The organism is Burkholderia sp. Ac-20392, from assembly GCF_017104585.1.
GTDB classification, from domain to species: Bacteria; Pseudomonadota; Gammaproteobacteria; order Burkholderiales; family Burkholderiaceae; genus Burkholderia; species Burkholderia lata.
On record NZ_JAAGPB010000327.1, the window covers coordinates 1 to 9,997 of the forward strand.

A 9,997-nucleotide genomic window follows, 5' to 3' on the forward strand; every position below is an offset into this window, starting at 1 on the left:
TGTCGTGCTCGTCGCGGTCGATCAGCGTGCGGCCGAAATGGCCGCGCTGCGAGACGTGGATGTGTTCGATCGGCGTCGCGTCGGCGGGCCACGCGAGCGTGTCGAGCAGCACGCGGCTGCCGTGCGACACGGCGATCGCGCGCGGATCGTTCGCGCTCGCGGCCGGTTCGCGTGCATCGATCAGTGCGATCGATGCATGCTGCGTGGCGCTGCGGCGTGCGAGCCAGCCGGCGAGCGCGAGCCCGACGGGGCCCGCGCCGACGATGGCGAGGTCGTAGTCCGGCGTGGCCGGGGAGGAAGCGGTCGTCATCTTGATTCGGGAAACGGTGGTAACGGTCGGCGGCAGCCGGTCATGCGCCTGCACGCATCAGCGCTTCGATCTCGTCCGCCGCGACGGGCACGCCGCGCGTGATCAGTTCGCAGCCGTGCTCGCGCACGATCGCGTCGTCCTCGATGCGGATGCCGATGTTCCAGTACTCGGGCGGCACGTCGTCGGCGGCGCGCACGTACAGGCCGGGCTCGATCGTCAGCGTCATGCCGGCTTTCAGCGTGCGCCACGGCAGCACGCCGTTGCCGTCACGCTCGGCGAGCCGCTCGCGGTAGTCGCCGCAATCGTGCACGTCCATGCCGATCCAGTGGCCGGTGCGGTGCATGTAGAAGCGCGCGTAGGCGCGCTCGGCGATCACGTCGTCGACGTTCGAGAAGCGTGTCTTCGGGATGATGCCGGTGTCGAGCAGCCCCTGCGCGAGCACGCGCACGGCGGCGTCGTGCGGCGCCTCGAACGGCACGCCGGCGCGCGTCGCGTCGATTGCGGCCTGCTGCGCGGCGAGCACGATGTCGTACAGCGTGCGTTGCGCGGGCGAGAAGCGCCCGTTGGCCGGGAACGTGCGCGTGATGTCCGACGCGTAGCCGTCGAGCTCGCACGCGGCGTCGATCAGGATCAGGTCGCCATCTTTCGCGGTGGCGTTGCCGGCCGGGTAGTGCAGCACGCACGCGTTCGCGCCGGCCGCGACGATCGAGCCGTACGCGGGCGACTGCGCACCGTGCTTGCGGAATACGTACAGCAGTTCGGCCTCGAGTTCGTATTCGCGGATACCGGGGCGGCACGCCTGCATCGCGCGGCGGTGCGCGAGCGCGGAGATGTGCGCGGCGCGCATCATGGTCGCGAGCTCGTGCTCGTCCTTCACGAGCCGCATGTCGTCGAGCAGCGGCGTGAGGTCGAGCATCGCGTCCGGCGCGGCGACGCCCGAGCGCGCCAGCGCGCGCACCGCGTCGATCCAGCCCGCGAGCTGGCGATCGAAGTCGGCCGATGCGCCGAACCGGTAGTGCACGGTGCCCGCGTCGGCGAGCAGGCGCGGCATCTCGGTATCGATCACGTCGACCGCGAACGCCGCATCGAAGCCGAACGCGTCGCGCGCGGCTTCGGGCCCGTAGTGGAAGCCTTCCCAGATCTCGCGGTCGACATTCTTGCCGCGGCAGAACAGGATCGATTCCGGCGCGCCGTGCGGCGCGGCCGCGTTCAGCACGAGCACGGCATCCGGCTCGCTGAAGCCCGTCAGGTAGTGGAAGTAGCTGTCGAACCGGTACGGATAGTCCGTATCGCGGTTGCGCGGCACTTCGGGCGCGGTGGGGACGATGGCGACGCCGCCGCCGGCGGCACGCAGTGCGGCAAGCACGCGTTCACGGCGCTGGCGGTAGACGTCGACGGCGATGGCGGTATCGAGGGGCGCGTTCATTCGTGCGATTGTAGCGCCGCGGGACGCCGCGCGTGAGAGAGGGGGCGGGAAGCCGCCCTGGAAGGCCCGCGCGGCGGTTGTTGCAAACCATCCACAGGCCCTCCGGGCGATTTTCTATCGTGCGACGCTGGCCGGTTATGATCGGCGACAACGTATACTCTCGGCGGTTCCCTTAAAAAGGCAGATGATGAAATTAATCGGTTCGCTCAGCAGCCCGTACGTCCGCAAGGCGCGGATCGTGCTGGCTGAAAAGAAGATCGACTACAAGCTGGAGCTCGAGAACGTGTGGGCGCCGGAGACGGATATTCATGCATCGAATCCGCTCGGCAAGGTCCCGTGCCTCGTGATGGAGGATGGTGCCGCGGTGTTCGATTCCCGCGTGATCTGCGAATACGTCGACACGCTGTCGCCGGTCGGCAAGCTGATTCCGCCGTCGGGCCGCGAGCGCCTCGAGGTGCGGTGCTGGGAAGCGCTCGGCGACGGCGTGATCGACGCGGCGGTCGCGATTCGCGTCGAACATACGATGCGCGACGAGGCGCAGCGCAGCGCGAGCTGGATCGCGCGCCAGCAACGCAAGATCGACGACGGTCTCGTCGCGATGTCGCAGGGCCTCGGCGGCAAGACATGGTGCGTCGGTAATCATTACACGCTCGCCGACATCGCCCTCGGCTGCGCGCTCGGCTATCTCGACTTCCGGATGCCCGAGCTCAACTGGCGCGATCGCCACCCGAATCTCGACAAGCATTTCGTGAAGCTGCTGCAGCGGTCGTCGTTCACCGATACGCTGCCGCAGAACTGAGCCGCACGCGACGCATTCACGCGTTCACGGATTCGGCAGACGAAAGAAAAGCGCCCCGCGGGGCGCTTTTCTTTTTGCCGGGCCGCCCCGTGGCGGGGGCGGTCGTTCGCGTCATTCGATCGATGCGTACACGGCTTCGCCGAGCGTGAACGAATCGCTGCGCGAAATCGGCCACCACTTGTCGTACAGCGTGAAGCCGCAGGTGTTGCCGTCGAGCAGCGCGCCGGGCTTCAGGTACTTCAGCAACTGCGACATCAGCCGGACTTCGTGCGGTGCGATGCGTTGCACGATGTGATGTGCGCGCAGCTCCGACGGATGCGCGAGGCCGGCTGCCTGCACGAGCTCCTGCAGCGCGTGCAGCGTATTGCGGTGGAAGTTGTACACGCGGTCGGCCTTGTCGGGCACGACGAGCGCGCGCTGGCGCACCGGGTCTTGCGTCGCGACGCCGGTCGGGCAGCGGCCCGTGTGGCAGGTCTGCGCCTGGATGCAGCCGACCGCGAACATGAAGCCGCGCGCCGAGTTCACCCAGTCCGCGCCGATCGCGAGCGTGCGGGCGACGTCGAACGCGGTGATGATCTTGCCGCTCGCGCCGATCTTCACGCGATCGCGCACGCCGATCCCGACGAGCGTGTTGTGCACGAGCAGCAGCCCTTCCTGCAGCGGCACGCCGACGTGGTCGGTAAACTCGAGCGGCGCTGCGCCCGTGCCGCCTTCCGCGCCGTCGACGACGATGAAGTCCGGCACGATGCCGGTCTCGAGCATCGCCTTCGCGATCCCGAAGAATTCCCACGGATGGCCGACGCACAGCTTGAAGCCGGTCGGCTTGCCGCCCGACAGCGTACGCAGCCGCTCGACGAATTCGAGCAGCCCGCGCGGCGTCGAGAACTCCGAGTGCGTCGCGGGCGAGATGCAGTCCTTGCCCATCGGCACGCCGCGCGTCTCGGCGATTTCCGGCGTGATCTTCGCGGCCGGCAGCACGCCGCCGTGGCCGGGCTTCGCGCCCTGCGACAGCTTCACCTCGATCATCTTGACCTGCGGATCGGCGGCCTGCTTCGCGAACTTGTCGGGGTTGAAGGTGCCGTCGTCGTTGCGGCAGCCGAAGTAGCCGGACGCGATTTCCCAGATGATGTCGCCGCCGTTTTCGCGGTGGTACTTCGACAGCGAGCCTTCGCCCGTGTCGTGCGCGAAACCGCCTTTCTTCGCGCCGAGGTTCAGCGAGCGGATCGCGTTCGCGGACAGCGAGCCGAAGCTCATCGCCGAGATGTTGAAGATCGAAATCTCGTACGGTTGCGCGCGGTTCGCGCCGACGCGGACGCGGAAATCGTGGTTCGGCAGCTTCGTCGGCGCGAGCGAGTGGCTGATCCATTCGTGCGCGACGGCCTTCACGTTCAGCTCGGTGCCGTACGGACGGTTATCGGCGACGTTCTTCGCGCGCTGGTAGACGAGGCTGCGCTGCGCACGCGAGAACGGCTTTTCGTCGGTGTCGTCCTCGACGAAATACTGGCGGATTTCAGGTCGGATGAATTCGAACAGGAAGCGGAAGTGGCCCCAGAGCGGGTAGTTGCGCAGGATCGCGTGGCGGTCCTGCTTCAGGTCGTACAGGCCGAGGGCGACGAGGGCGACGGGGATGATGATCCAGAACCAGGAAAGCGCGTGGATCGAGGCGAGCGCGGCCGCGGCGACGAGCAGCAGGACGGCACACCACATCGCCAGATAGCGTCGTGAAAGCATGGGGACTCCTAGGGTCTATTCATGTATGGAACGCACATGCGAATGCCCGAAATCGCTCGCAGGGCAAGGAGTGAGGAGCGCCGTTTGGCCGAGCCAAACAAGAGACGAACGACGCCGCCATGCGGGCGATTTCGGGCATTCCCGTGGAATGAATTTGTAAATTTGGGGTTGCCACGAGAAGGGCCGCTCGCCGCGTTGCGCTCCTTGCGAATACGTCAGTATTCGCGGCGTCGCGCGCCTCGCGAGCGGCCCTTCTCGTGGCAACGCATGCGCGTTCCATACATGAATAGACCCTGCATCTTGAAATACCGCCATGCGTGCGCTGCGCGGCGGCGTGCCGGCCGCAGCGGAATCGTGTTCCGCCGGGCGCGGCGTGCCGCAAGTCTAAACCGAATATGTGTCAGCGTGCTTCGGCGAGCGCCTGCGCGTGGCCTGCGGGCGCGGCCTGACCGGGCTGGCCGGCGGCCGCGGATTCGATGATCCCGCCGCCGAGGCAGATTTCGCCGTCGTACAGCACGGCCGACTGGCCGGGCGTGACGGCCCACTGCGCGTCGTCGAACGCGAGCGAGAAGCGTGCTTCGCCTGCCGGGCCGGGCGTCGCGGCGCCGAATGCGCACGCCGCGTCGGCCTGCCGGTAGCGGGTCTTCGCGCCGCACGCGAAGCCTTCGGCCGGCGGCTCGCCGGCGACCCAGCTCACGTTGCCGGCGACCAGCTCGCGCGCCAGCAGCCACGGATGATCGTGGCCCTGCACGACGTACAGCGTGTTCGACGCGATGTCCTTCGCGGCGACGAACCACGGATCGCCGTTGCCGCTCTTGCTGCCGCCGAGGCCGATGCCCTTGCGCTGGCCGAACGTGTAGAACGCGAGGCCGATGTGCTCGCCGACGACCTTGCCGTCCGGCGTCTTCATCGGGCCGGGTTTCGTCGGCAGATAGCGGTTCAGGAAGTCGCGGAACGGCCGTTCGCCGATGAAGCAGATGCCGGTCGAATCCTTCTTCTTCGCGTTCGGCAGCCCGATCTGCGCGGCGATCTCGCGCACCTGCGTCTTCGGGATCTCGCCGAGCGGGAACATCGTCTTCGACAGTTGCGCCTGGTTCAGCCGGTGCAGGAAGTACGACTGGTCTTTCGTATGATCGAAAGCCTTCAGCAGTTCGAACCGCCCGTCGCGCTCGCGCACGCGCGCATAGTGGCCGGTCGCGATCATTTCCGCGTCGAGCGACATCGCGTGGTCGAGGAACGCCTTGAACTTGATCTCGGCGTTGCACAGCACGTCGGGGTTCGGCGTGCGGCCGGCCGAGTATTCGCGCAGGAATTCGGCGAATACACGATCCTTGTATTCGGCCGCGAAGTTGACGGCTTCCACGTCGATGCCGATCAGGTCGGCCACCGACACGACGTCGATCCAGTCCTGACGCGTCGAGCAGTATTCGCCGTCGTCGTCGTCTTCCCAGTTCTTCATGAACAGGCCGACCACGTCGTAACCCTGCTCCTTCAGCAGCCACGCGGTCACCGACGAATCGACGCCGCCCGACATGCCCACCACTACACGGCGCTTGCTCATTTGTTGACCGCCTGACGTTCGAATGCTTCGGGGCGCGGCGCGACCGAATGCGTGTGCACGAAATCGAGCGGAATGCGCCGCCCGGCGAGGTAATCGTCGACGCAGCGCATCACCGCGGGCGAGCGATGGCGCTCGCCGCACGCGCGCAACTCGTCGGCGGTCATCCACAGCGTGCGGACGATGCCGTCGTCGAGCGCATGGCCCGCGACCGGCTCGCCGGCGGTGCCGCAGAACGTGAAGCGCAGGTAGGTCGCGCCGGCGGTGCCGGGGCGGTCGTAGTGCGCGAGATAGACGCCGACGAGCGCGTCGGGTGTGAACGGGTGCGCGGTTTCCTCGAGCGTCTCTCGGATCACGGCGTCGGCCAGCGTTTCGCCGGCTTCGAGATGGCCTGCCGGCTGGTTGATGCGCAGGCCCGACGAGGTTTCTTCCTCGATCATGAGAAAGCGGCCGGCGTGCTCGACGAGCGCGGCGACCGTCACATGCGGGGTCCAGATTTCGGGTTTCATGGTTCGGCATTTTACCGGTTGCGCCCGAACGCTGCCGGTCGTTGCGCTAAACGAATCAGACCCTTTCAATTCGTCTGTCCTGCCGATCCACGGCGACCCCGCCGGGCTGGCGCGCCTCTCGCACGATCGTGCGGAGCCGGCTGGTACGGCCATCGCTTTCGCCTAAAGTGGAAAGTGCGTGCCGTCGCTCGTGAGCCGGTAGTCAGCCTGCCGGCTCGTTGCGCAGCGGAAATCGCAAGAAGCGAAATACCGGCAATGCCTGGAGGGACCGACGATGCATATTGGCGTGCCTGCGGAAACGCGGGCGAACGAGGCGCGTGTGGCCGCGACGCCGGAAACCGTCAGGAAATACGCGGCGGCCGGGCATCGCGTCAGTATCGCGAAAGGGGCCGGCATCGCCGCGAGTTATCCCGACGAAGCCTATGCGGCGGCCGGTGCCGAGCTGACCGACCAGTCGGCCGCTTTCGACGTCGACATCGTGCTGAAGGTCCAGGCGCCCGCCGACGCCGAACTGCCATTGCTCAAGCGCGGCGCCGTGCTGGTCGGCATGCTCGACCCGTTCAACGGCGAACAGGCGGCGCAGCTCGCCGCGGCCGGCGTGACGGCCTTCGCGCTTGAAGCCGCGCCGCGCACGACGCGTGCGCAGAGTCTCGACGTGCTGTCGTCGCAGGCGAACATCGCAGGCTACAAGGCCGTGCTGGTGGCCGCGGCGCTGTATCCGCGCTTCTTTCCGATGCTGATGACGGCCGCGGGCACCGTGAAGGCCGCGCGCGTGCTGATTCTCGGCGCGGGCGTCGCGGGCCTGCAGGCGATCGCGACCGCGAAGCGCCTCGGCGCGGTGATCGAGGCGTCCGACGTGCGGCCGGCCGTGAAGGAGCAGATCGAGTCGCTCGGCGCGAAATTCCTCGACGTTCCATACGAAACCGACGAAGAGCGCGACGCGGCGCAGGGCGTGGGCGGCTATGCGCGCCCGATGCCGCCGTCGTGGCTCGGCCGCCAGGCCGCGCTCGTGCACGAGCGTGCGAAGCAGGCCGACATCGTGATCACCACCGCGCTGATTCCCGGGCGCCCGGCGCCGACCCTGATCTCGGTCGAAACCGTGCAGTCGATGAAGCCGGGCTCGGTGCTCGTCGATCTCGCGGCCGGCCGCGGCCCGGAATTCGATGGGCGCAAGAGCGGCAACTGCCCGCTGACGGTCGCCGACCAGGTGATCGTGCACGACGGCGTGACGATCGCCGGCTACACGAATCTCGCGTCGATGGTCGCAGCGGATGCGTCGGCGCTGTATGCGCGCAACCTGCTCGACTTCATGAAGCTGATCGTCACGAAGGACGGCACGCTGAACATCGACCTGACCGACGACATCGTCGTCGCGACGCTCCTGTGCCGCGACGGCGAAGTCGCACGCAAGTAACCGGGGACAGGAGGCGGCCATGGAAGTCAGCAATCACACGGTGATCAACGTGATCATCTTCGTGCTGGCGGTGTACGTCGGCTACCACGTGGTGTGGAACGTCACGCCGGCGCTGCATACGCCGCTGATGGCCGTGACCAACGCGATCTCGGCGATCGTCATCGTCGGCGCGATGCTGGCGGCGGCGCTCACCGTCGGCGCGACCGGCAAGATCTTCGGCACGCTCGCGGTTGCGCTCGCAGCCGTCAACGTGTTCGGCGGCTTCCTCGTGACGAGGCGCATGCTCGAGATGTTCCGCAAGAAGGCGCCCCGGCCGGGCGGGGGCGGCAAGGAGGGCGCGCGATGAGCATGAACGTTGTCACGCTGCTGTACCTCGTCGCATCGGTGTGCTTCATCCAGGCGCTGAAAGGCCTGTCGAACCCGAAGAGCGCGCGGCGCGGCAACCTGTTCGGGATGGCCGGGATGGCCATCGCGATCCTCACGACGATCGCGCTGATCGTCAAGCAGGCCGAGTGGCTTGGCGCGAACCTGCCGCTCGGCATCGCACTGGTGCTCGGCGCGCTGATCGTCGGCGGCGGCGTGGGGGCGTTCGTCGCCGCGCGCGTCGAGATGACGAAGATGCCGGAGCTCGTCGCGGCGATGCACTCGCTGATTGGTCTCGCGGCCGTGTGCATCGCGTATGCGGTGGTGTCGGAGCCGGAAGCGTTCGGGCTCGTGCCGCAGGACGCGGTGTCGTCGAACTTCATCCCGTACGGCAACCGCGTCGAGCTGTTCATCGGCACGGTCGTCGGCGCGATCACGTTCTCCGGGTCGGTGATCGCGTTCGGCAAGCTGTCGGGCAAGTACCGGTTCCGGTTGTTCCAGGGCGCGCCGGTCGTGTATGCGGGCCAGCACCTGCTCAACCTGATGCTCGCGCTCGCGATGCTCGGCTTCGGCATCCTGTTCTTCATCACGCAGTCGTGGCTGCCGTTCATCGTCATGACGGCGATCGCGTTCGCGCTCGGCGTGCTGATCATCATCCCGATCGGCGGCGCGGACATGCCGGTGGTCGTGTCGATGCTGAATTCGTACTCGGGGTGGGCGGCGGCCGGCATCGGCTTCTCGCTGAACAACGCGATGCTGATCATCGCAGGGTCGCTGGTCGGCTCGTCGGGCGCGATCCTGTCGTACATCATGTGCCACGCGATGAACCGCTCGTTCTTCAACGTGATCCTCGGCGGCTTCGGCGGCGAGGCGGCGGTGGGTGGTGCGGCGGGGGCGAAGGAGCAGCGGCCGGTGAAGTCGGGCTCGGCCGAAGACGCGTCGTTCATGCTCGGCAACGCGGAAACGGTCGTGATCGTGCCCGGCTACGGGCTGGCCGTGGCCCGTGCGCAGCACGCGCTGAAGGAGTTGACCGACAAGCTGGTCGAGAAGGGCATCGACGTGAAGTACGCGATCCATCCGGTCGCGGGGCGGATGCCGGGGCACATGAACGTGCTGCTCGCGGAAGCGGAGGTGCCGTACGAGATCGTGCACGAGATGGAGGACATCAACGGCGAATTCGGCCAGGTCGACGTGGTGCTCGTGCTCGGCGCGAACGATGTCGTGAACCCGGCCGCGAAGAACGATCCAGCCTCGCCGATCGCGGGGATGCCGATCATCGAGGCGTACAAGGCGCGCACGGTGATCGTCAACAAGCGCTCGATGGCGGCCGGCTACGCGGGGCTCGACAACGACCTGTTCTACATGGACAAGACGATGATGGTGTTCGGCGATGCGAAGAAGGTCATCGAGGACATGGTGAAGTCGGTCGAATGAGGCACGCGCGGGCCACGCGGCTGCCTGCTTCGATTCACGGGCAACGTGACCGGACAGCGGACGGGCCCGACCGGCGCAAGCCGGCCGGCCTTGTTCATGGTGCGACGAGGCTCGCGACGCACGCGGCGATCGTGTCGCGTACGCGCACGATCGCCGGGTCGCGCTGCGTGCTCGTGCGCCAGCCGATTTCCACCGGATAGTGCGGCAAGTCGACCGGGCAGGCGAGCGCGCGCAGCGGGGTGGATTGCGCGATCGTGCGTGCGGCGTGCGCGGGAATCGTCGCCACCGCGTCGGAGCCGGCGAGCAGGTACGGCAACGCGGCGAAATGCGTGGTCGACGCCGCGACGCGCCGCTTGTGGCCGAGCGTGGCCAGCGCCTCGTCGACGATCCCGATCACGCCGCCCGACGACACGACCAGGTGGTCCGATCGGAAGAGCTTCGGTAGGGGAGAGA

At 67.5% G+C, this 9,997-nt stretch carries 9 protein-coding genes and 1 pseudogene; 4 read left to right on the plus strand and 6 right to left on the minus strand.

What is annotated here, in order from left to right:
• Together G3N99_RS27580 and G3N99_RS27585 are read right to left on the minus strand one after the other, a co-directional pair.
• Positions 1-310 (minus strand): annotated as a pseudogene (locus G3N99_RS27580) (2-octaprenyl-6-methoxyphenyl hydroxylase); the annotation flags it as partial.
• Positions 311-350: 40 nt separating this feature from the next.
• Complete coding sequence (locus tag G3N99_RS27585) at positions 351-1,736, minus strand: aminopeptidase P N-terminal domain-containing protein (protein WP_174984011.1); 1,386 nt, start codon at positions 1,734-1,736, stop codon at positions 351-353.
• Between the two features lie 184 nt (positions 1,737-1,920).
• Here G3N99_RS27585 and G3N99_RS27590 point away from each other — a divergent pair, with 184 nt between their 5' ends.
• Positions 1,921-2,535: a glutathione S-transferase N-terminal domain-containing protein gene (locus tag G3N99_RS27590; protein WP_174939206.1), complete on the plus strand. Its 615-nt coding sequence runs from the start codon at positions 1,921-1,923 to the stop codon at positions 2,533-2,535.
• A gap of 111 nt (positions 2,536-2,646) precedes the next feature.
• On the opposite strand, the gene G3N99_RS27595 is transcribed toward G3N99_RS27590, so the two are convergent.
• From G3N99_RS27595 to G3N99_RS27605, 3 genes are all read right to left on the minus strand, one after another.
• Positions 2,647-4,266 (minus strand): FMN-binding glutamate synthase family protein, encoded by a 1,620-nt coding sequence (locus G3N99_RS27595; protein WP_174939208.1) that lies wholly within the window; start codon positions 4,264-4,266, stop codon positions 2,647-2,649.
• Between the two features lie 400 nt (positions 4,267-4,666).
• Complete coding sequence (gene mnmA, locus G3N99_RS27600) at positions 4,667-5,827, minus strand: tRNA 2-thiouridine(34) synthase MnmA (RefSeq protein ID WP_174939210.1); 1,161 nt, start codon at positions 5,825-5,827, stop codon at positions 4,667-4,669.
• The gene (locus G3N99_RS27605; protein ID WP_041492741.1) at positions 5,824-6,333 is read right to left on the minus strand and encodes an NUDIX hydrolase; all 510 of its coding nucleotides are present in this window, start codon (positions 6,331-6,333) and stop codon (positions 5,824-5,826) included. Before G3N99_RS27605 ends, mnmA begins: the two co-directional genes overlap by 4 nt.
• A gap of 274 nt (positions 6,334-6,607) precedes the next feature.
• On the opposite strand from G3N99_RS27605, the gene G3N99_RS27610 reads away from it, so the two are divergent.
• Genes G3N99_RS27610 through G3N99_RS27620 form a run of 3 tightly spaced genes read left to right on the plus strand, consistent with a single transcriptional unit; the run spans position 6,608 to position 9,544 of the window.
• Positions 6,608-7,747, plus strand: coding sequence for a Re/Si-specific NAD(P)(+) transhydrogenase subunit alpha (locus G3N99_RS27610; protein ID WP_206123977.1), 1,140 nt, complete (start codon positions 6,608-6,610; stop codon positions 7,745-7,747).
• Between the two features lie 19 nt (positions 7,748-7,766).
• Complete coding sequence (locus G3N99_RS27615; protein WP_206123978.1) at positions 7,767-8,093, plus strand: NAD(P) transhydrogenase subunit alpha; 327 nt, start codon at positions 7,767-7,769, stop codon at positions 8,091-8,093.
• The gene (locus G3N99_RS27620) at positions 8,090-9,544 is read left to right on the plus strand and encodes an NAD(P)(+) transhydrogenase (Re/Si-specific) subunit beta (protein WP_206123979.1); all 1,455 of its coding nucleotides are present in this window, start codon (positions 8,090-8,092) and stop codon (positions 9,542-9,544) included. The genes G3N99_RS27615 and G3N99_RS27620 overlap by 4 nt, the downstream gene beginning before the upstream one ends.
• 94 nt (positions 9,545-9,638) lie before the next feature.
• On the opposite strand, the gene G3N99_RS27625 is transcribed toward G3N99_RS27620, so the two are convergent.
• A partial coding sequence (locus G3N99_RS27625; protein ID WP_241011877.1) for a LysR substrate-binding domain-containing protein occupies positions 9,639-9,997 on the minus strand: 359 nt, incomplete at its 5' end.